The sequence below is a fragment of the Ruegeria pomeroyi DSS-3 genome (assembly GCF_000011965.2).
Lineage (GTDB): Bacteria > Pseudomonadota > Alphaproteobacteria > Rhodobacterales > Rhodobacteraceae > Ruegeria_B > Ruegeria_B pomeroyi.
On sequence record NC_006569.1, the window covers coordinates 372,413 to 394,048 of the forward strand.

Consider the following 21,636-nt stretch of genomic DNA (forward strand, 5'->3'; position numbering starts at 1 on the left):
CAAGCTCTGCGTTAGACATTTCTCGTACTCAATGATTGTTGCGCAAGGTGTGTTTGCGGGCGATATCCTGGTGCTCAGTGGCCTGTTTCAGCACCATACCCTCCGAAAACTGTGTGACGGATTGCCGGAAGATGTCTTGCCATGGCGACTGGCTTTGCGGGATGGGAAAGCCGCCGGCGGCGTCCAATCTTTCGCGGCGGCGCGCCATCTCTTCGTCTGAGAGGAGCACATTGACGGATCGCTTGCCCAGATCGACCCGAATGCGGTCACCTGTCTGCAGCAGCGCAAGCCCCCCACCATCCGCCGCCTCGGGCGATGCATTCAGGATCGAAGCCGATCCGGAGGTTCCCGATTGTCGACCATCCCCGATGCACGGGAGCGCCCGTACACCCTGCTTGATCAGATAGCTGGGCGGGCGCATGTTCACGACCTCTGCACCGCCGGGATATCCCTTTGGCCCAGCCCCGCGCATCACGAGAATGCAGTTCGCATCGAGCTTGAGCGCGGGGTTGTCAATCCTGGCGTGAAAATCCTCTGGACCGTCGAAAACGATTGCGCGCCCCTCGAAGGCTTCCGGATCCTCCGGGTTGGACAAATACCTTTCGCGGAACGCAGCGTCGATGACAGAGGTTTTCATCAAGGCGCTGTCAAACAGGTTCCCCTTCAGATTGAGGAAACCGGCGTTTCGCATCAAAGCGCGATCGACGGGCCTGATGACGTCGCTATTGGTTGCTTTGATCCCCGCGTAGTTTTCCGCCAACGTCTTGCCATTGGCACCCTTGGCCGCCGGGTGGGGTATCCTCCCCACTTCCAGAAGCTCTGAAACCACGGCGGGAACGCCGCCTGCTCGATAGAAATCCTCACCAAGATAGGCGCCTGCGGGTTGCATGTTGACGAGCAGGGGAATGTTAAAGCCAAGACGCTCCCAGTCGTCGTTCGTCAGATGAATCCCCAGGTGGCGGGCAATCGCGTTCAGGTGGATGGGGGCGTTGGTCGATCCACCAATCGCCGAACCCAGCACAATCGCGTTTTCAAGGGCCTCGCGAGTCATGATGTCACTGGGCCGCAGGTCTTCGTGAACCATTTCCACGATGCGCAGGCCGGTTGCGTATGCCATCTGTCCCCGTTCCCGGTAGGGTGCCGGAATGGCAGCGGCGCCGGGCAACTGCATCCCCAGAACTTCTGCGAGGGAGTTCATGGTCGATGCGGTTCCCATCGTGTTGCAATATCCCACGGACGGGGCGGACGCGGCGGCAATCTCCAGGAACCCCTTCGCATCGATTTCACCCGCTGCGAACTTTTGCCGGGCCATCCAGATGGCGGTGCCGGATCCGGCTCGTTCGCCTTCGTGCCAGCCGTTCAGCATCGGCCCGACCGACAATGCGATCGCGGGAATGTTGACGGTTGCCGCCGCCATGAGCAGGGCCGGCGTGGTCTTGTCGCATCCGATCGTCAGAACGACACCGTCAATCGGATAGCCGAAAAGCGTCTCGACCAAGCTCAGGTAGGCAAGGTTGCGATCCAGCATTGCGGTTGGTCGTTTGCCGGTCTCCTGGATGGGATGCACCGGGATCTCCAGAGCGATACCTCCAGCCGTCCGGATCGCCTCGCGTGTGCGCTGAGCAAGCGTCACGTGATGCCGGTTGCACGGGGAAAGGTCGCTACCGGTCTGTGCGATTGCGATGATCGGACGCCCCGAGGTCAGCTCTTCTATGGTCAGTCCATAATTCAGATAGCGTTCCAGGTAGAGCGCCGTCATCTCGGGATCTTCGAGATTGTTGAACCAGTCTTGCGACCGCAGTTTTTTCTTTTGAAAGTCAGTCATTTACCACCTCCCCGTGACACCAGGGAAAGCAATCAGGATCGCCAGTGCCAGAACCTGCATCGCAATGAACGGCAACAAGGACCGGAAGATTTCACCAAGCGAGATCCCCTCGGGCGCGACCGACTTCAGATAGAAAGCTGCGGGTCCAAAGGGCGGCGACAGGAAACTGACCTGCATGTTCATTGCGAACACAACTCCGAACCAGACGGGATCGAGGCCAAGTTCGCGAATGATCGGGACAAAGATCGGCATCGTCAGCAACGCGATCCCGACCCAATCGAGAAACATTCCCAGCACGAAGAGGATCAGCATCATGACAAGGACGATGACTGTCGGGTTATCTGAAACTCCGATGATCAGCCCGGACACAAAGTTGATGCCGCCCATCAGGTTGAACACACCGACCAGTGCGGTTGCGCCGATACCGATCCAGACGATCATGCCGACGGTCGAAAGAGTCTGGAGTGAAGCCCCCTTCAGAAGCTCCCAGTTAAATTCCCCTCGAATGACGGCGGACAACGCGACCCCGAGAACGCCCATTGCCGAGGCTTCTGTAACAGACGCAATCCCGCCATAGATCGACCCCAGGACCATGAACACCACGAGGATCGGCAAGATAAGACCCTTGAGCAGACGCAACTTCTCTTTCGTCGGGATTTCATCGGGTTCCGGGATCGGCGCGATATCAGGGTTCAGATATGCCCGGATCAGGACATAGGCGATATAGAACGAGGCCAGCATCAGGCCCGGCAGGAACGATGCGGTGAACAGATCGCCGATGGAAACGCTCGCGGTGAGGCCATAGATGATCAGAACGATCGACGGCGGGATCATGGTCCCCAGCGCACCGCCTGCGCAGCATACGCCGATCGCAAGCCGTCGATCATATCCCAGCCGCAGCATCTGCGGCAAAGCCAGCAGACCCAACAGAACGACTTCTCCGCCGATGATTCCGGACATCGCGGCCAGGACGACGGCCACAAGAAGGGTTTGGATGGCCACACCGCCGCGCAGTCGCCCCCCGACAACCCGCATCGCATCGAAAAGATCTTTGGCGATGCCCGAGCGATCCAATATCGACGCCATAAGCACGAACATCGGGACAGAGACGAAAACGAAGCTGTTTACGAAACTGAAGATCCGCGATGTGATCAGTGGAACCGCCATCGGGCCGAACCAGCCCAAGGCGAAGATCAAGGCGACAAGCAGTGTCACGAACGCAAGCGGCATCCCGGTCAACAAAAGCCCGAGCAGCATGACGAACATCGCGAATGTCGCCCACTCGATACCCATGGCTTTGAAGTCAGTGATGAGTGAAAGGAAATCCATGGCTCAGCCATCCCGCTTTCTGAAGTAGTTGAAAGCCAGCACCGCGAATTGCACGCAAAGCAGTATCAGCACGATGAAGAGAAAGATCTTGATCAACCCGGCGGTCGGCGGATCCCAAGCGCTGCCCGTTGTTTCGATCCTGATGTGTCCCTCGGGCGTCCAGACGGCACGGGATACGCTTTGCCAGGACGCCCAGGCGAAGAACGCGCAGGAGAAACTGCATATGACCGAAATGACGACATCAAAGAGGCGGCGCATCTTGATGTTCAACAGGTCATAGATCAACACCACCCTGATATGAGCGTTTCGGGCGGCGACATACAGCCCACCGAAGACAAACGAGCTTGCGGTCAGGAAAATGACGGTCTCATGCGCCCAGATCGTCGCGCTATTGAAGGCGTAGCGAAGAACAACTTCTACGTTGAGAATGGCTGCGGATGACAGAATTGCTATTGCGAACACGATCCCCAAGCGGTCGATAATTTTCCCCAAGGTACCGGCTTCAGGCGGCGCGCTCGTTGGGCCCGCCCGCTCGTTCGTGAAATCATGGCTATCACTGGCCATTGTCATCCTCCCCCAAGTCAGAAAAAACGTCCCCGACGAATTCATCGAGGACGTTGCTCTCGATGATCGCCGTTATTCCAGCAAGCCGTTGTCGCTGAGGTATTTGGTCAGCGTGCTATACACCCGCGCGGATGCATCGGAGGCACCGGCGGCAGCTTCCCACTCGCCTTTTGCAATTGCCCGGAAACGGGCACGCTCTTCTGCCGACCAATCATGAACCGTGACCCCGTCCGCAGCAGCCGCTGCAACCGCGACCGCGTCGCGCTCTGCAAGGGTGCTTACCTGCCGGCGGGCAAAATCGGATACGCTCTGCTCCAGCGTGGCCTGAATGTCGGCAGGAAGAGATTCCCACGTCGTTTTGTTCATGCTGACTTCGACAAGCGGCATCGAGTGGAAGCCCGGGTAGACCGGGTGCTTGGCGATGTCATGCATGCCCTGCTCGTGGTTGGTCGAGAACACGGTGTAATCGGCGGCGTCGATCACGCCCTTGTCCAGTGAGGTGAACACCTCGCTGCCGGGCAGGTTGACCGGCACCGCGCCGGCAGCCGCGAAAACACGCTGCACCATACCCTCGGGCGCGCGCATCTTGATACCCTTGAGGTCATCCACCCCATCCAGCGGCACCTTGGATACGAACGCCTCAAGCCCGGGTGTCGTGGCGCCGATGAAATGAAGCCCATAAGGTTCGACGAGCGAATTCATCAGCTCTTTGCCGCCCCCGTTCTCCATGAAGTCGAACATCTGCTGTGGGTCAGACCAGGCACCGACAGGGTTGGCGATAAGCCCAAAGGCAGGCTCTTTTCCCGCGAAGTAGGATGTATCGGTGAAATGGCCGTCGATGATGCCTGCGGCGACCGCGTCCTGTGTCTCGGTATGAGCGACGATGGTGTTGACCGGAAGGAGCTCGATCGCGACCTTTCCGCCGGTTCTTTCACGAACATCCTCTGCCCAGGATTTTTGCAGGATGAAGTTCGCGTTGCCCGCCGGGTCCGAGGACTGAAAGCGGAAGCTGTACTCTTGGGCTGCGGCACTTCCTGCCAAAGCCGCGCCGAACACTGCGGTCGCAATGAGTTGAGAAATATATCTACGCATGGTTCCTCCCAGATTTGCACCAGCGGCTGACAGCCGCAAAATGGTTGCGCAATCATTTTGCTAATGGTTGCGCAATCATTTGTCAATTGTTGCAGGACGAATTTTTTCTGCTACACTCCCAAGCCATGAGGAAAGCAGAGAAAAAAAGCAGCATTACGCTCGTAGATGTCGCTAGGGAAGCCGGTGTTAGCGCGATCACAGTATCGCGCGTGATACGCACACCTCACGTTGTTTCCGAGAGGTCAAGGCGGAAGGTGGAAGCCGCCGTTGAAAAGCTGGGCTACGTCCCCGATGCGGCCGCCTCGGCGCTGGCGTCAAACCGCACCGACGTGATCGGATTGTTGATCCCATCCCTTACAAACAGCGTTTTCTCTGATGTTCTCCGCGGCATGTATGACGAAGCGGAAAATCACCCCTTTTCCATACAGATAGGTAACTTTCGGTACCGCCCCCTCACCGAAGAGATGCTCATCGGAAAGTTCCTGCGTCAAAAACCTGCCGGGCTCATCGTGGCAGGGCTGGACCAGACCGACATCTCCAAAGGCATGCTAAGAGCAGCCGACTGCCCGGTCATCCAGATCATGGATTATGACGCCTCCGCAGAAGGAGATATGATCGGTTTTTCGCACTACGAAGCGGGTGCTGCGGCCGCGCGTCACCTGAGAGATCGGGGGTACCGGAGAATCGGTTTTCTTGGGGCGCGGATGGACCCGCGAACGCAACGGCGCCTGGCCGGTTTCAATGACGCGCTGAATGGCACGGACGATCCGCAACAATCAAAGCGGGTGATTGTCACCTCCACCGCGTCATCGGTGAGCCTGGGGGCAGAGTTGTTGCGCGAACTTCTCGTGCGCGCCCCGGATTCAGATGCGATCTTCTGCAACAACGACGACCTGGCAATTGGCGCGCTTCTGGAAGCGCAAAGACGCGGGATCAGGATACCGGAAGACTTCGGAATCTGCGGCTTCAACGACCTTGAAATGAGCAAACAGATGAACCCCGGCCTGACGTCGATCGCAACGCCGCGCTATGAGATCGGGCGTCTGGCGATCAGTACCATCGTAGACGCTCTTTCCTCGGACAAAGCCAGTGATCCGACACGAATTGACCTTGGCTTCACGGTCGTCATGCGTGGTTCCAGCGCCCGGGCGGTGGATTAAGCCCTCGCCATATATCTCGTACATGGTGTCGGACGTCAGCCCCTATGGGGCGGATTGGTGCGATTTGATAAGGAAGAACTTCCAGGCCCCAGACCCATTGATCTCAGGCTGCTGACCCTTCTTCGCAGCCATAGAGTGCCCCATGACGTCCACTGCCGATGGTGGACACTATCAATACTCTCCATCAGCCGTCAGAGCGGGGAAACCGGACGGATACCCTCTCGTGACATTGCTGCGCGATGCACCGCCGGGCAGTGACCGGGATCATCTTCGGGCGGTTGAGGGACCGGAGGCGCTTTGCAATCCGATGCGACCGGTGCCTAATGTGTGTGGTCAGGGCTAAAAGGGATTTGATGAACTTCCGCATTGAGACAGGCGATATCCCAAAGAAAACGGAGTTCCGGTTTCCGGGGTCTCTGCATTCTCTGAAAACGCGTAGATGTCGAAATACGCCGCATCGGTATCTATATTTGTGAAGATGACCGAAAGATGGTCATATTCTAGTGAGATGCTCGAGGTCAAAGGGTTCCGCAACTTATACTGCCAAGTCATCAAGGCCGTGCTTCCCGACGTGCCAGCCAACACCAACGAAGGGCATAAAAGTATAGAACGTGCGCTTTGATCATAGGATAGCTGGCCAATGTTCCGGTGCTGCCCGGGGGCGAGTGCGACTGAATAATGGTTGATCGCATCAGACGGTGTTTCGGAATAGATACACGCATAAAGCCAGAATTGATCGATCATCGTTTTTGTGCGGTTTTCGATACGAATCTGAGTTGTTAGATTTGCCATGTCTTCAATCCTCTAGATCCGGCATATCCGGAGTCGACATAAATACCTCTTCCATCAACGAACTTGTTCCTGGCTTTCGATTTGACGGTAGCGCGCAGAACCCGGCGAAGCTGGACAGGAAATTAACCTCGCTATAGTCAAGCCCTGTTCTGATTGTTGGGTAATTTGGAAAATCGGAAATTCCCGAGAGCGTCGAACTCACCGAAGGCGTAAGTGCGGCATTCCAGGACGACGCTGGGGTCAGATAGTGCCAGGAGATGGTGACCAACCGGCTTTTGAAGATGCCGAAAAGCGGGTTGGCTCGCAACTCCAACAGTTGCGACAGGACAGCTGGATAGACACCGGGATTGTTGTTCTCGTCCAGAGTTGCCTGCCAAAGCCCCTTCAGGAACTCTGCGAACTTGCCGTCAGGGAAGATCTGGGCTCTGGCCAGACACCGCGATTGAATGGATCCCTTTGTCAGGTCCGTGCTGCTGTACCTCTCCCAGCCCTTGGATTTGCTGTAGGGCCGATACCCGAACAGCGCTGCGATATCTTCGGTCACTTGGATGTCGGTGCCGTTCTGTCCCGGTATTCCGGCGCCGCCGGTCTTGGTCATCGCGGTTGCAGTATTGATGAAGGCGAACACGACATTGATATCCGTGAATGCCAACAGATTGGCCACGCCGGTGTTTTCCATCAACCCGCCATCGACAAAGTTGGCCTCATAATCCATTGGATTTTTGCTCGTGCCGGAGCTCTCTACATGGGCTGGAGACCAGTACATGTAAGACGGCGTTTTCAGGAAGCTCGGTATGTCCTGAGCGGAGAGCTGAGCAAGAAGCGACTCTCGATCCCCGGCATCATACATGTTCTTGAGCTCCAGATAGACGTCTTCGGGCAACATCTCGCGGTCCGCCTCAAGAACATCCGGCCCGTTCTCCATCACCCCGTCCGCGATCTCGTTTAGCGACAGGCGGCTCATGAATTGCAGGACGCCTGCCGCGATGGCCGAAGACGAGGTGCCAAGACAATCTGCCAACGCCCAATTGCGCCTCTGCGAGATGACCAGATTGGCCTGATCCTGGGGCTGATTGCCGTTCAAATACCAGTACATCGAATTGAACCCCTGCGACGCGACTGCAGCGCCACCAACAGAGGATTTGATGCCGCGTGTGGTTGTTGCATCGGGCGCGCCCAGGCATCCGGTAAAGAACGGGGTCGACACGACAGGCGCACCAAATGTAGTGGCGGATTGGTTCTGAACCTCAAGCATCATGTTTGAGATCATCATCGGTCGCGCGATCTTGTAGGGATCGGCCATATCGGCCTGCTGAAACGGATCCGACCGGATCACCGGTTGATTCACCAAAGCATTGTTTTTGATCACCGCATCGCTATAGGCGAACGTGTCGGATGGGTTGAAATCATGCCCGATCGTAACCAGACCGTAAGGATGCAGGAAATAGCGCGCCATCAACATCTGCCAGATCATTGTGCCGTTGCTATAGAGCCTGTCGTCGTCTGATACCGCATGCGACATGTGCAGCATTGAAATAAACAAGGTCAAAGCTGACATTTTGTTTGTCTTGCCGCCGATCTGGCTCGGACCCATTGTGTTTATATTGCTGTTGGTCAGTTGCTCGGGTGGCAAATAGGAGCCCAGGAAATCATCATCGGAAAACTCTTTTGGCAGGAACATGTAGGGAATTCCCACCCAGCCCCCGCCAGACACCGTAGACATGGCAAGCACATCCTTGGTCCAGCCCATGCTGACGAGAGCCTGAAGCTGCCCGATCCCGGCTGACATCGCGCGTGATCCGCCACCGCTAAGCGCGATGCCAATCCCCGATTTGGTCGGCGCGGTCAGACCAGCGGCAATGTACATGTCCGATACACTTATTCCGCCCTGGCTAAGATATCCCGCGACCATTGGCACTTGCATAGCGGTGTATGTCGTTGTGTCTTCGACACCGATACTGCTTTTCTGGCCCACATCGACAGATGTCCCGTCCAATGTTATTGTGACGCCTCCATTGTTGTGGTTTATTTCCGCATTAAATAAACCATCGGTGCCAATAAGGTTATTGAAAGCGTCCTGATAATAAACCATCCATTGATCATTGCCCCCACTGGGAAGCTGGATGCCGTCATAAGAAAAACTTTCGCCCTGATTATTGTTCAATGAGTTTTGGGTTTCGAAATACTGTGGAGCCGCCCCTTTTCCCGGAAAGTGGCAAATCCAAACCTTCTTGATCGCATTCCCCGTTTGATTCCAGACCGTACCGGACACCGTATGCGTACTGTTTGAACTCATTGAAAATTCCTCCTCTCAGGTCAAGCCACCAGTTTCTGGGATATTGCGAGAGCGGAGACCTAACCAATGCACACTGCGCCAGGCGCACGACTTGCGAATTCGAATTTGCAAACAGCCAAGAGTATACCGCTTTCGTGCCAACATATGCGCAAACTCCGCCACAACCTACCACTCTGAATGAGCCATCGAAATCTGACAAACCTCGCGCTTATGCTAGGCAGAGCTGAAAAATAGAATAGCCAAACATTCGAAATACATTGTATTCAGGATATGAATAGTTGTTTTCCCGGCCGGAGGAACGCGCCCGTGGACTTGCGAAAACTGGATTTGAACCTGCTGGTAACGTTCGAGGCGATCTATACAGCCGGCAATATCTCACACGCAGCGAAGCGGCTGAATGTAAGCCAACCGACCATATCCAATGCGCTGGCCAGGTTGCGCGATACGGTAGGTGACCCCCTGTTCATACGCAGCGGGCGCGGTGTCGCGCCGACGCCACGTGCCACTGGCATGATCGGCCCGGTGCGCGATGCCTTGCAGATGATCCAGAGCGGGTTTGGCGATGACGAAAGATTTGACCCGTCAACGACGCGCCGCAATTTCCGCATCGTGGTGCTGGACATGCTGGAACCGATCCTAATGCCGCCGCTGGTACGCGCGGTGCAGGATTATCGGTCGGTCACACTTGAGATGCTGCCGGTGATGGATTTTCCCATCGCCGAGGGGTTGAACGATGGCAGTCTTGATCTGGCGCTCACAACCTTTGATCCGCAGCATGGCGATATCGAGTGCGAGCAGGTGGGAGCGGCCAAGATCGTCATCGTGGCGCGCAAGGGGCATCCGCGGATCAAGGGCGAAATGACCCCGGCGCTGGTGTCTGAAATCGGACATGTGGCGTTGATCCCAAAAATTCGCGCGCTGTCACGGGTGGATGAGGTGCTGCGCTATGCCAAGATCGATCGTCACATCGTCTACATGGTGACCAGGTTCTGGTCATTCCCCCATATCCTTGCAAACTCCGATCTGATTGCCATGATGCCTGGAGATTTCGCAGCCCATGCGGCATTGTTCTATCCGCTGGATATCTTTCCCGTCCCATTCGAGTTCCCCGAGCAGCATATCTATATGATCTGGAAAAAGCGTCACGGGCTTGATCCCGGGCATACATGGCTGCGCGAGAAAATTGTCGAAGCCTACCGCGAGAGCGAGGCACGGCCCCCAGGCGCACGCGCTTCGGTACCGGGCGCGCCTCGGCCAAGCGATTTTGGGCAAACGAATTGATCCGCCAAGGTGCTTTGCTTGGATCGTGTATTGCCTGTCAGCTATCGCTGGCTGCCTTCGGCTGAAAATCTTCGGGCACTGCGTCGGTTCGGGGCCAGTGCGAGAGTTGTTAACATGATGCTGTTTCTATGTAAGTCCGATTTACCCATCTCATAGGTGTGCTTGACTTGTGTCGGCGGCGGTCCGGGTGACGATATCTTCGCCCGCGGGGTTTGCTCATGCTGGCGCTCTGACCGCATGGGTTCACATTGTGAATCCTGCACGGTCAGAGATCTCCAACACCGCCAATGAAAGCTGTTAACACGCAGCTGAGCTTGAACAACCGTGCCGGACCGAGGATTGGCGGAAAGCTCCATTCACTCTGCCATGGCCGGCAATCGTCTCCAGGACCGGGCATCAGCGATCTCGGTTAGCTGAGGGTGTTCCCCCACCACAACTGCCGTTCCGACCGATTGCAGCATCGGCAGATCGGAAATATCGTCGCCAACCGCCAGACACACGTCGGCGCGAACCTTCTGCTCAGAAAGGAAATTCCGGATCGCAACAGCCTTTCCAGCGCCGATTGTCTGTGGCGTTCCGATCCGGCCCGTATAGCACCCGTCCGCTCGCAGCTCCAAAGGCGCTGCCAAAATGTTCGTAACTGACAAATGGTCTGCAATGGGTCGCAAAACTGCGTCGAAGGACCCGGAGACAAAAACCGGTTCCACCCCGTCTGCGCTCAGTTCCCGAAGAAGATGCACGGGCGCCGCGATGAAAAAGCGCTCTGGATGGGCAAGCCAGGCTGAGGCCCAGGCGGCACCAGCTCTTTCGATGTCTTCCGACCGAATGCCGGCAAAATAGCGGTAGTAGGCCCTGTTCAGATTTTCGCGCGATTCACCTGCCGCCCGCAGTTGCGAAAACTCCCTTTCGAACGCCTCCAGCGCCGCCGATTCCCTTCGCCATTCCAACGTCCAATAACGGAAGAAGTCGAACATGCTCTTGACCGTGATGAGCGTGTCATCAACATCAAAGAACGCAAAGCGTTTCATCCGGAAACCTCGCCATAGGCCTTGCGGCGGCTCAGGTTCTGAAACTCCGGATGGGTTCCGACAACACCGGCGTCGGCCCAGCGGGCGGGGTCCACCTCGGTCAGGAACACGCTGATCTTGTCGAGCGGTACCCCGGTGACGCGATGCATCGCGGCGGTGACCTCATGCAAGAGCGCTTCGGCCTTTTGCTGATCGGCCATCTTGAAAGTCGAAATCTGGATTACAGGCATATCTTGTCCTTCGGATGCTGGTTGCGGGGTCAGGCCCGCGTCGTGAATTCGTGAAACATGGGTTGGGGAAACTTCAGCTGCGCATGGATGTCACCGCCCAGCCCGTAGCGGCCGATTGCGCCGCCGTGGCTCATCTGGCTGCTCATGCACAGGACAACCACATTGATGACCCGGTTGCCGCCTTCCTGAGACGGGTCGGGGAAAGGGTTGGGGAGCACCGCCTCGAATGCCGCCCCGCCGGAACGATCCGTCACGAACACATTGGGCACCCCAAGCGGCCCGGGCCGCGTCGGGCCAGCCGGGTCCAGATCATGTTCGCGAAGGGTCATGATCGTGTACAACGTGCGCGGCAGAAGATCGCTGAACGTGAAGGAAAACCGCGCCTTGCGCGCCTCGTGTTCCAGTGTGACCGTGAGGGTCCCGGACGCGCGCACCCATTCAGCGAGCGTGACCGGCCGGTCAAGCTGTCGCCCGTGCTCGGGTTCGAAATCCGGGATCGGCGCCCTGTGCAAGGGATAGCTCGGCCGGTCCTCGGTGTTTGCATCCGGATACTGTTGCGGGGCAAAAACCATCGGGTAGTTGTTGCACGGCAACGGCAGCGGCAAAGTATGCAACACCTTGTCACCAAGGTGTTTTGGAAGCGGTTCATCAGGTTCAAACCGCTCGATGATCGTGTAGGGGGCCCGTTCGCCAAAGGCCGGAACCGGCGATTGTGCCGAGACGACGGCGCCGGTCCATCGGGTCGTGACACCGTCATCCGCGCGCGTGGTCACGGCACCGATAACGACGAAATTGCCGTCTTCGTCCATGATCTCGCTGGGCGGGTAAAGCGGCCCCTGGGTGGTCACTGAAAGGGTGTAAGTCTGCTGAAACATGGGTGATATCCTCGGGCAACCCGGGAACGCCGGTCGCGGCGTTCCCGATGCGGCGTTCCCTTAGGCGGCGTGCGCATTTGCGCCGAGGGACACCTGAGTCAAAGCGCAATGAGCTGCGTCCCGCGCCAGCGCGGCCTCTTTTTCGGCAATCACCTGATGGGGGAAGACCGTGAAGGCGCAGCCGATGCGCGTGCGCAACTCGCCATTCTGGATGAAATCCATTTCAACCTGATACTTGCGCCGCCGGTCGTTCACGTTGGCGGAAACGATCCGGTACTCGATATGGGCCGACAGCGGGAAGACGAAGCCGGTGAACTCGGTCGTGATGGCGTTGATGACGAAATAGGTCTTTTCCTCCAGATCGGTCAGAAGGTATTTCTCGGTGACCGCGATGAAGGACTGGCGCGCCGCCTCGATCAGCAACATGCCCTGAACATGCTGGCCGGTTTGATGGTCGCCCATCAGCTCGCAATTCTCGTCGATGCACAGATCGATGCGGTAACAGTCATGCGCGGTCTTGGTTGGGCTGCCGATTAGGGTGTTGCAGCTGCGCCGCTTGTGCGAAATGCAGGGGTCCGCCCGTTCAGGCAGGGTCCGCAAAAGGGACAGTTCCCATTTGAGGCCGGCAGGGTCCAGTGCATTGATCTGCACAATCAGATCGGCAATGTCGCCTTCGGACAACCCCTGTCCCGGCAACAGCCGCACCGCCCCGGGCACCAGATGTTTCGGAAGTTTCAGCATGGCGTGCAGCTGGCTTAGAGTTACCGCAGGTTTTTCCACTGTGAACTCAGCAAACTTGTCGGCAACGACGATCAACGTGTCGAACTTCATGGAATTGTCGGTCATATCTGAATCTCTCGATTTGGCTCTAAGAACTTTTGATTGCGGCCGTCAGGAGACGCGCCCGCTCATATCCGCGTAGATCCGGGTGTAGAGGCCACCGGTACCGCCGGTGATGTAGCGGTCGCCGGCCTGGCGAACGATGTCCTGATAGCGCTCGGAGGCGAACACCTCGCCATAGGTGTCGGGCGCTACCGAAAAGCCCGAAACAAACATCACGCCGGGCTGGCCGCTGACGACCGAGTGATAGGCCAGAAAATTCTCGACCTCGTCGGCGTTGCGCACGACGTCGAAAATGGTCGCATCACGCCAATCGCGATAGGCGGCGTATTGCTCGGGTTTGACCTCGACATGGCGCAGCTGAATATAGGGCGTGTCGGGCAGCGGCCCGTTGCACGATTTGGGCGCTTCGACAAAGCTGACGATCTCGCGGCGGATGTCGCCGCTCAGGAATTCGGCGAATTCGGCAGCGTCCTCGCTCAGACTGTGACGAAGACCGTCAAGCGCCGTTTCCGCCTCCAGCGGGACCAGGGTAACCACTTCGTCATCGTCAAGCGCAACCAGGGTCCGCCCCCGGGCAACCGGGGCAAGCTTGGCAGCCAGCGCTGGCGCGGCGGCAGGCTTGGCAGGGTAGCGTGAAATCAGAACCAGTTCTGCAGGCATGTCCATCTCCTTGAAACATCTCGCTGAAAGGCCCGCACCCAAGGATAGATTCTTGAGTTCGACGAACATCTCAGCGTTGCAAGGGAACAGATGGCATTTTCCTGTTTTGAAATCTGTAGGTAAAATCGTAAACTAGTTTTCCAAAAATGGAAAAAAAGGATATGCGCGGAAATCGGTCAGTAGCCCCTTAGACGGGTGCGGTTGGAATGCACCAGCTCGGCGAGAAAGTCGGCAAGCGCACGCGTTCGTCTGGACTGTGCAAGGTCGGATTGAATGACAAGATAGATCGGCTGATCTATCCCGATATTCGCGTTCAGGCAGACCAGCCCGGCATCCGCCGCAAGGAAATGCGGCAGCACCGCCAGGCCCAGGCCGGCCGCAGCCGCCGTGACCTGCGTCGACAGAGAGGTGGTGGTCAGCGCCGGCGCCCGGCCACGCAGCATCCGCTCGGCCCATTGCGCCGCTGGCAGATGCGACTGTCCTTCGCCCCAGGAGATGAAGGCGTCCGTTTCATAACTGCCCCGATCCGTTCCCGGATTGCGGCCCTGCACATAGGCCTCGCTTGCATATAGCCCGTACCCCAGCGTTCCCAGGCGCTGCAGGGTCACGTTCCCACGTTGGGGTTTGACCATCCTCAGGGCAAGATCCGCGTCACGCCTGTGCACGTTCACGGTGGTGATGTCGGTTACGATCTCGACCATCAACCCCGGAAAGCGGGCTTGGAACTCGGGCAGAGCGGGAATGATCAGCCCGCTTGCAAAGTTCTCGGCAGTGGCCAGCCGAACCTTGCCGGTCAGTTGGGCCTGCAACTTTGCGCCGGTGCTCAGCGCAATCGCCGCATTCTCCATGGCCTCGGCCTTTTCGATCAGATCGCTGCCGTCTTCGGTCAATTGATAACCGGACTGATGGCGCACAAAGAGAGGAACCCCCAAGGCCTCTTCCATCCGGTCGATCCGGCGCGACAGGGTCGCTATGCCGATATGCAGCGCGCCAGCCGCGGCGCTGAGCGTCCCGTGCCGGGCAACCGCCAGAAAGGCACGCGTATCGTCCCAGACCAGAGAGCGCCCGGATGGTTTTCCGATAATGGAAATCGTATTCCCAATGTTCTCTGGTTTTTCCATAATCAACACATGCCATGCTTGTGTCCTGTCATGCAAGGAGGGCAAATATGCTAAGACGTAAACTTGGGCAGGATCTCGAGGTTTCAGCCATCGGTCTGGGCTGCATGGGGATGAGCGAATTCTACGGCCCCCGAGACGACGAGAAATCGCTGGACGTCATGTCGCGTGCGGTCGTGCTGGGGATCGACTTTTTCGATACGGCGGACATGTACGGCCCACATCACAACGAAGAGCTGATCGGCACGTTTCTGCGTCAGAGCCGGGCCCGCATCCAGGTTGCAACCAAGTTCGGGATTGTCCGCAACCCCGGAGAATACAAGCGCAGCCTGGACAACAGCGCAAGCTACGCCCGAACCGCCTGCGAAGGATCGCTTCGCAGGCTGGGGGTCGACTGCATCGACCTGTACTATGTGCATCGCGTCAACACGAACCAGCCCATCGAGGAGACGATGGAAGGCCTCGCCGCATTGGTGAAGGAAGGCAAGATTGCCCGCATCGGCCTTTGCGAGGTCAGCGCCGAGACCCTTCGCAGGGCGCATGCAGTGCACCCGGTGACGGCGGTCCAGACCGAGTATTCTCTTTGGTCGCGCGAGGTAGAGAACTCGGTTCTGCCGACATGTCGCGCGCTTGGAATTGGATTTGTGCCCTATTCCCCGCTCGGGCGTGGCTTTCTGACCGGGCGGTTTCAATCCCCCGATGAGATCACAGACGGCGATTTCCGGGCCTCTCTGCCCCGGTTTGCCGAAGACGCGATCACGCAGAACCGCAGCATTTCGAATGTCATCGCCGCCATCGCCGCGGAAAAGGGCTGTTCGCAAGCGCAGCTTTCCCTGGCCTGGTTGCTGGCAAAGGGGGACAACATCGTTCCGATCCCCGGCACCAAGCGGCGCAGATATCTCGAAGAAAACGCGGCTGCGGCCTCGATCACCCTCACCGGAGAGGAGATCGCGCGGCTCGAAGCCTCCATCGCAGAGTTGCCCATCATCGGCGAGCGCTACACCGCCGAAGGCATGAAGGGCGTGGACGCATGAAACCGACGCACGGAATCGAACGCGATACGCTGGCTCTGGCGATCCTGGATCAGCTGGAGAGCGGCGCGTCAGAGCGGGTCTCGAACAATCTGGATGCCTTTGATGCAAGCGCGACCGAACTGATCCTCGGTTTCTCGTTTGCAGACGTCCTGAGCAGGGAGGGCATCGACCTCAGGACTCGCGAAATGCTGACAGTTGCGATGCTTGGCGCAAAGGGAACTGCTCCTGGCCAGCTCGATTTTCACATGCGTGCTGCGCTGAACTGCGGCGTGACCAGACCGGAAATTGTGGAAATCATCTATCAGATCGCAGTCTACGCCGGCGTGCCTGCCGCCATGAACGCCATCACATCGGCCAAAAAGGCCTTTGAAGCGGCAAACATCTGACGCGTAAACCGGAGTTTATCCATGTCTCAATATTCTCAACGTGCCACCTGGCGCGCCTGGCTGGCTATTGCCGCGCTCGGCACGGGCAGCTTCTCGATCGTGACGGCAGAACTGGCGCCGATCGGGCTTTTATCCCAGATCGGGGGAGATCTCGGCGTCTCGACCGCCAAGGTGGGGCTGATCGTGACGCTCTATGCCTGGATCGCCGCCGCGGCGGCTCTGGCGTCGGCCATCTGGCTCGGCGGTCTGCCACGGCGCCCGCTGCTTGTCGGGCTGATGGCGGTTCTGGCGGCCTCAGGATTTGCCACCTCCTATTCTGGCTCCTTCGCCGGGCTGATGAGCGCACGGATTATCGGTGCTGTCGCCCACGGGGCTTTCTGGGCCATGATCGGCACGCTTGGGGCGCAGATCGTGCCTGCGCGCCAGGTCGGCGTGGCGACGTCGATCATCTTCGGAGGCGTCTCGGTTGCCAGCGTGCTGGGCGTTCCGCTTGCCAACCTGGTCGGCACCAGCGAAGGCTGGCGCAGCTCGTTCCTGATCATCGGCTGGCTTTCGCTGGCAGTCGCCTTGGCCGTATTGGTCACCGTACCCGCAGTGCAGGGCACCGGCAGGATCGGAACCCAGGCCCTGTTTCGCATTCTGTCGAACCGCCGCTTCCAACGCATTTTTCTTGCGACGCTCTTTGCCGTCACCGCCCACTTCATGGCATTTACCTATGTCGAACCGTTTCTGGCGAACGCTAGTGCGATACCGGTCCGGGCGATCGCACCGCTCTTGTTCACCTTTGGGGCGGCAGGCATCGCGGCCAATATGCTGACCGCCGCCCTGATCGACAACTGGCTCAAGCGCATTGTGACGCTGTCTTTGTTGCTGGCCGCTGCCGCTCTTGGCGTTCTGGCCCTTTTCGGACCTCAGCTCGACCTCTACGGTGCGGGGCTGGCGCTGATCGTCTGGGGTGGCTCGATCTCGGCCATACTGGTTGGTTTGCAGACCTGGGTTCTGAAGGAAGCCGGCGCAGATGCCTTGCAGGCTTCGGCCATCTATGTCGCCCTTTTCAATGGCGCGATCGGGTTGGGCGCAGCGATAGGCGCCGCCTTGCTTGGTGTGACAAGCCTGCCGGGCCTGTTCCTGTGCTCGGCGCTCCTTATCGGTATTGGCATCGTCAGCGTTATCTCTTTGGCCGAACCGCAAATGTCGCCTGCTGAATGATCAAAGCGTCGCGGTTAGAACATGCGGACTGGAGGCGTGCTGGCCCCTTGCCCCATCGAGTTCAGCCAGCGCAAAGGCTCACGGCAGGGGCAGGGGCGTTCAAGCGGCTGAACAGTGCGATGCGTATCTGGATTTCGGCGGCGCATCTTCGCCTTGGCCCGGCTGCGGGCGCGATAACCTGACGAGCGTTTCCGGCGGTTGCGGCTGGGCGGTCTTCCTTCGACAACCGGCCCTGCTTGCGGATCGGGATGATCGGGACGGCGAAGATAATGCCGAAAGGCCGGATGACGCCCGGCATCCGGCCTTTTGCCCAGTTCGCAGCACTGGCGGCCTAACAGAGGACTTTGAAAGGCCTTCCGTGATTTGCACTGAGGTTTGAGACGAGAACCACTCAACCTTATCCGAAGGCGCGCGGCCTGTGCGGTGCGCCGGTCAGCGACGGCCTCGATTTGTCGTGAATTTGCGGCGGTTTCTTGTGGATTTTGTCGGGGTTTCGTAGGCTGAGCGGGATGTTTTCAGATGATTGGACCCTGACCGTGAGCCCGAAATCCCCGCCATCCGGCCCCGCCAAGCCCATCGCCACGCCGATCGTCTCGTCCGATCACCTGGCCGGCACCGATCAGGGCTGGCAGTTCAGCGAGCTCGAATACGCGATGACGATGACCTATAACGCCTTTTCGCGCTGGATGACCCATTGCATGAAGGCGGTGGGGTACAAGGATTTCAACCCGCTCGACATTCTGGTGCTGCACAATGTCAACCATCGCGGCAAGGAGAAGCGGCTGTCCGACATCGCCTTTATGCTGAATGTCGAGGACAATCATACCGTCAATTATGCGCTCAAGAAACTGGCCAAGGCGGATCTGGTCGTGGGGCGCAAGGTGGGCAAGGAGATGTTCTATTCCACCAGCGATCAGGGGCGGCAGGTCTGCGAGGCCTATCGCGATGTGCGCAAGGCCTGTCTGCTGGATGCGGCCGAGGCGACCGACCGCGACTATGACGAGATCAGCCATGTGGCGCGGGTGCTGCGCAGTGTCTCGGGCCTTTATGATCAGGCGTCCCGCTCGGCGGCGTCACTGTAAGATCGGGGCAGTCGCGCCTGCTTGACCGGCGTCCCACCACCTTCGGGTGGGTACCGGCCCTAGCGATCCGGCTCCAGCGCGGGTCCCTTGGGGGCGGGGGACGGCCCGGCATCGGGGCGCGGATTTGCAGCGCGCAGCACCGGCGAACGGGTCGAGACATTGGCCCGGCTCTCGCGCCAGACCACGAACAGGCCCGAGGCGATGATGATTCCCGCCCCCAGCGCCACCCAGCCATCGGGCCGCTCGCCAAACAGCACCGCGCCCAGAAGCGTGGCCCAGACGATCTGGGAATACTGGATCGGCGAGACCACCGCCGGCGGCGCCGCGCGATAGGCCTGGATGATCAGGTGCTGGGCGGCAAAGGACATCACCCCCACCAGCGCCATCATCCCCAGATGCACCAGCTCTGGCGGGCGATAGACCAGCGGCTGCATCGCGCCCATGGCCAGCGCCCCCAGCAGCATCGGATAGAGGATCAGCACCGCCGAGCGTTCGCTATTGCCGATCTTGCGCACAAGGATCGTGGCCAGCGCCGAGCAGACCGCTGCCGTCAGCGCCGCCAGGTGGCCCAGGGTCAGCGCGCTCATGCCGGGGCGCAGCACGATCAGCACCCCGATCAGGCCGATGCCCACGGCGGCCCAGCGTTGCGCGCGCACCACCTCTCCCAGCAGGGGCACCGACAGGGCGGTGACCAGCAAGGGAAAGGTGAAGAGCAGCGTATAGACCTCGGTCAGCGGCAGCTGGGAAAAGGCATAGAAGGCCGAAACCATCGACCCCACCATCAGCCCCGAACGCAGCAGGACAAGGCCCGGATTGTTGGGCCGGAACGTGTCCACCCGCCGGTCGGCCAGCATGGTCACGGTGATCGGCACAAAGGAAAACAGGGTGGCGAAGAAGATGATCTGGAACACCGAATAGCCCGCCCCCAGCGCCTTGATCAGCGCATCGTGAAGCGAGAAGACGGCAAATCCGGCCAGGGCATAGGCCATGCCCTGCAGGGGTGCGGCGGGTCTGCTCACGATATCGGATCCTGTGGTGGCCTGCGCCCGGGATGGCGCCTTTGCTGCATAGCGCCGTTTGCGCTCACACAAAAGGGGCAGGCATGCGCCGCGCACATGGCGGCAATCCCAAAACGGTGGATGTCATGCGGGCCCGGCCCGCTTATGTGACGGCGATCATTCAACGCGGCGCCGCCGCCCTTGGACCCCGGCCAGATCATGAACCAGTTCGACATTCCCCACCTGCGCCAGGCGCAGATCGACGCTTATCATCGCAAGGCCGAGCGCCTGCGTGCTCAGGCCCTGCGCGATGGCATCGCCATGCTGGGCCGGGCCGTGATGCGCCTTGTAGCCTCCTTGCGCCTGGCCCCCCGCCGCCAACCGGCGCGGTAAAGCGGCGCCTTTTCCCAATCACTTTGCCGCAATTACTCCGGCGGAGTCACCGCAGGGGACGGGGGCAGCGCCCCCAGCCGCCCTCAGCCCAATGCGGCAAAGCCCGCGTCCAGCGCCGACAGGATGTCCGCGACATCCTGCGCGCTCAGCACCAGCGGCGGTGACAGGATGATATTGGGGCCTGAAACCCGCAGCATCACCCCGGCCCCATAGGCCGTCTCGTAGACGGTGTTCATCATGGCGGCGCCGGCGGGGGCCTTGCTGGCCCGGTCCGCGACCACCTCTAGTGCCGCCATCAGCCCGTGACCGCCGCGCACATCGCCGATCATCTCGTGTTTGGCGGCCAGCGCCTGTAGGCCGTTGAACAGTTCTTCGCCGCGTGTGGCGGCATTCTCGGCCACATTGGCCTTTACCGTTTCCTTCAGGCAGACCACCGCCGCCGCCGCGCCCACCGGGTGACCGGAATAGGTATAGCCGTGGCTGATTGCGCCCTTGCCGCTGGTGTCGCCCTCGAACACCTCGGTCATGCGGGTGCCGATCAGCACCGCGCCAAAGGGGAAATAGCCGTTGGTGATCGCCTTGGCAGTGCACATCATGTCCGGTTGCACCCCCCACAGACGCGACCCTGACCAGGCGCCGGTGCGGCCGAATGCGGTGATCACTTCGTCGGCGATCAGCAGGATGCCGTTGCGGTCGCAGATCTCGCGCACCATCGGCATGAAGCTTTCATGTGGCGGGATCACCCCGCCCGCGCCCAGGATCGGCTCCATGATGAAGGCGGCGATGGTCTCGGCCCCCTGAAAGGCGATCTCGTCCTCCAGCGCCTGCGCGCACAGCTGCGCCAGCCGCGCGGGGTCGGTCTCGTTGAACGGGTTGCGATAGGTATAGGGGGCGGGAATGTGGAAACAGCCGGGCAGCAGCGGTTCGTAATCGGTGCGGAACTTGTTGTTGCCATTGACCGAGGCGCCGCCGAAATGGGTGCCGTGATAGCCCTTTTTCAGCGACAGGAACTTGGTGCGCTGGGGCTGTCCGCGCAGCTTGTGATATTGCCGTGCCAGCCGCAGCGCGGTCTCGACACTGTCCGAACCGCCCGAGGTATAGAACACCCGCTGGATGCCTTCCTCGGCGAAGAAGTCGCACAGGTCATAGGCCAGTTCGATGGCGGCATCGTTGGTGGTGCCGCGGAAGGTCGAGTAATAGGGCAGGCTGTCGAGCTGCCCGGTTATCGCCTGTTTCACCGCGTCGTTGGAATAGCCCAGATTGACGTTCCACAGCCCGCCGACCGCGTCGATCGTCTCGTGCCCGTCGATATCGCGGATTCGCACACCCGCCGCGCCGGTGATGATCTTGGGCGGGTTGGCCTGGGCATCGGCGGGGTGAGTCATCGGCTGCCAGAACTGGCGAGCGTTGTTTTCCTTGATGAAATTGGCGGTTTTCATCG

The 21,636-nt window shown here is 59.3% G+C and carries 21 protein-coding genes; 7 read left to right on the top strand and 14 right to left on the bottom strand.

Annotated elements, in window-relative coordinates; genetic code table 11:
* Positions 1-28 precede the first annotated feature (28 nt).
* From SPO_RS21520 to SPO_RS21535, 4 genes are all read right to left on the bottom strand, one after another.
* A complete protein-coding gene (locus SPO_RS21520; protein ID WP_011242109.1) occupies positions 29-1,825 on the bottom strand; it encodes an IlvD/Edd family dehydratase in 1,797 nt (598 codons plus the stop codon).
* Positions 1,826-3,154 (bottom strand): TRAP transporter large permease, encoded by a 1,329-nt coding sequence (locus tag SPO_RS21525; protein ID WP_044029554.1) that lies wholly within the window; start codon positions 3,152-3,154, stop codon positions 1,826-1,828.
* Between the two features lie 3 nt (positions 3,155-3,157).
* On the bottom strand, positions 3,158-3,718 hold the full coding sequence (locus SPO_RS21530) for a TRAP transporter small permease subunit (protein ID WP_011242111.1): 561 nt from the start codon (positions 3,716-3,718) through the stop codon (positions 3,158-3,160).
* Between the two features lie 72 nt (positions 3,719-3,790).
* Positions 3,791-4,810, bottom strand: coding sequence for a TRAP transporter substrate-binding protein (locus tag SPO_RS21535; RefSeq protein ID WP_011242112.1), 1,020 nt, complete (start codon positions 4,808-4,810; stop codon positions 3,791-3,793).
* A 14-nt stretch (positions 4,811-4,824) separates the two neighbouring features.
* On the opposite strand from SPO_RS21535, the gene SPO_RS21540 reads away from it, so the two are divergent.
* Entirely contained in the window at positions 4,825-5,970 is a 1,146-nt protein-coding gene (locus SPO_RS21540) for a LacI family DNA-binding transcriptional regulator (protein ID WP_230981822.1), read from the top strand.
* Positions 5,971-6,309: 339 nt separating this feature from the next.
* Here SPO_RS21540 and SPO_RS23020 read toward each other — a convergent pair whose 3' ends face one another.
* Both SPO_RS23020 and SPO_RS21545 read right to left on the bottom strand, forming a co-directional pair.
* A complete protein-coding gene (locus SPO_RS23020; protein WP_144084107.1) occupies positions 6,310-6,762 on the bottom strand; it encodes a hypothetical protein in 453 nt (150 codons plus the stop codon).
* 4 nt (positions 6,763-6,766) lie between these two features.
* Complete coding sequence (locus SPO_RS21545) at positions 6,767-9,058, bottom strand: hypothetical protein (protein ID WP_011242114.1); 2,292 nt, start codon at positions 9,056-9,058, stop codon at positions 6,767-6,769.
* A gap of 306 nt (positions 9,059-9,364) precedes the next feature.
* Here SPO_RS21545 and SPO_RS21550 point away from each other — a divergent pair, with 306 nt between their 5' ends.
* Positions 9,365-10,339, top strand: a complete 975-nt coding sequence (locus tag SPO_RS21550) for a LysR family transcriptional regulator (protein WP_011242115.1) — start codon at positions 9,365-9,367, stop codon at positions 10,337-10,339.
* Positions 10,340-10,695: 356 nt separating this feature from the next.
* On the opposite strand, the gene SPO_RS21555 is transcribed toward SPO_RS21550, so the two are convergent.
* From SPO_RS21555 to SPO_RS21580, 6 genes are all read right to left on the bottom strand, one after another.
* Complete coding sequence (locus tag SPO_RS21555) at positions 10,696-11,367, bottom strand: HAD family hydrolase (protein WP_011242116.1); 672 nt, start codon at positions 11,365-11,367, stop codon at positions 10,696-10,698.
* Positions 11,364-11,597 (bottom strand): tautomerase family protein, encoded by a 234-nt coding sequence (locus SPO_RS21560; RefSeq protein ID WP_011242117.1) that lies wholly within the window; start codon positions 11,595-11,597, stop codon positions 11,364-11,366. Before SPO_RS21560 ends, SPO_RS21555 begins: the two co-directional genes overlap by 4 nt.
* A gap of 29 nt (positions 11,598-11,626) precedes the next feature.
* Positions 11,627-12,472: a hypothetical protein gene (locus SPO_RS21565; RefSeq protein WP_044029557.1), complete on the bottom strand. Its 846-nt coding sequence runs from the start codon at positions 12,470-12,472 to the stop codon at positions 11,627-11,629.
* A 60-nt stretch (positions 12,473-12,532) separates the two neighbouring features.
* Positions 12,533-13,318, bottom strand: coding sequence for an AfsA-related hotdog domain-containing protein (locus SPO_RS21570; protein ID WP_011242119.1), 786 nt, complete (start codon positions 13,316-13,318; stop codon positions 12,533-12,535).
* Positions 13,319-13,363: 45 nt separating this feature from the next.
* On the bottom strand, positions 13,364-13,975 hold the full coding sequence (locus SPO_RS21575) for a hypothetical protein (protein ID WP_011242120.1): 612 nt from the start codon (positions 13,973-13,975) through the stop codon (positions 13,364-13,366).
* A 176-nt stretch (positions 13,976-14,151) separates the two neighbouring features.
* Positions 14,152-15,096 (bottom strand): LysR family transcriptional regulator, encoded by a 945-nt coding sequence (locus SPO_RS21580; RefSeq protein WP_011242121.1) that lies wholly within the window; start codon positions 15,094-15,096, stop codon positions 14,152-14,154.
* A 47-nt stretch (positions 15,097-15,143) separates the two neighbouring features.
* Here SPO_RS21580 and SPO_RS21585 point away from each other — a divergent pair, with 47 nt between their 5' ends.
* The 4 genes from SPO_RS21585 to SPO_RS21600 all read left to right on the top strand — a co-directional run bounded on the left by SPO_RS21585 (position 15,144) and on the right by SPO_RS21600 (position 18,804).
* Complete coding sequence (locus SPO_RS21585; RefSeq protein ID WP_011242122.1) at positions 15,144-16,127, top strand: aldo/keto reductase; 984 nt, start codon at positions 15,144-15,146, stop codon at positions 16,125-16,127.
* On the top strand, positions 16,124-16,513 hold the full coding sequence (locus SPO_RS21590; protein ID WP_011242123.1) for a carboxymuconolactone decarboxylase family protein: 390 nt from the start codon (positions 16,124-16,126) through the stop codon (positions 16,511-16,513). The genes SPO_RS21585 and SPO_RS21590 overlap by 4 nt, the downstream gene beginning before the upstream one ends.
* 21 nt (positions 16,514-16,534) lie before the next feature.
* Positions 16,535-17,722, top strand: a complete 1,188-nt coding sequence (locus SPO_RS21595; RefSeq protein WP_011242124.1) for an MFS transporter — start codon at positions 16,535-16,537, stop codon at positions 17,720-17,722.
* Positions 17,723-18,258: 536 nt separating this feature from the next.
* Positions 18,259-18,804 carry a winged helix DNA-binding protein gene (locus SPO_RS21600; RefSeq protein WP_011242125.1) on the top strand — a complete coding sequence of 182 codons (546 nt, stop codon included), beginning with the start codon at positions 18,259-18,261 and terminating at the stop codon, positions 18,802-18,804.
* 59 nt (positions 18,805-18,863) lie between these two features.
* Here SPO_RS21600 and SPO_RS21605 read toward each other — a convergent pair whose 3' ends face one another.
* Complete coding sequence (locus tag SPO_RS21605; protein ID WP_011242126.1) at positions 18,864-19,823, bottom strand: DMT family transporter; 960 nt, start codon at positions 19,821-19,823, stop codon at positions 18,864-18,866.
* Between the two features lie 198 nt (positions 19,824-20,021).
* Here SPO_RS21605 and SPO_RS23145 point away from each other — a divergent pair, with 198 nt between their 5' ends.
* Positions 20,022-20,195 (top strand): RSP_7527 family protein, encoded by a 174-nt coding sequence (locus SPO_RS23145; protein WP_158454193.1) that lies wholly within the window; start codon positions 20,022-20,024, stop codon positions 20,193-20,195.
* Between the two features lie 83 nt (positions 20,196-20,278).
* On the opposite strand, the gene SPO_RS21615 is transcribed toward SPO_RS23145, so the two are convergent.
* The gene (locus tag SPO_RS21615; protein ID WP_011242129.1) at positions 20,279-21,634 is read right to left on the bottom strand and encodes an aspartate aminotransferase family protein; all 1,356 of its coding nucleotides are present in this window, start codon (positions 21,632-21,634) and stop codon (positions 20,279-20,281) included.
* Between the last annotated feature and the right edge of the window lie 2 nt (positions 21,635-21,636).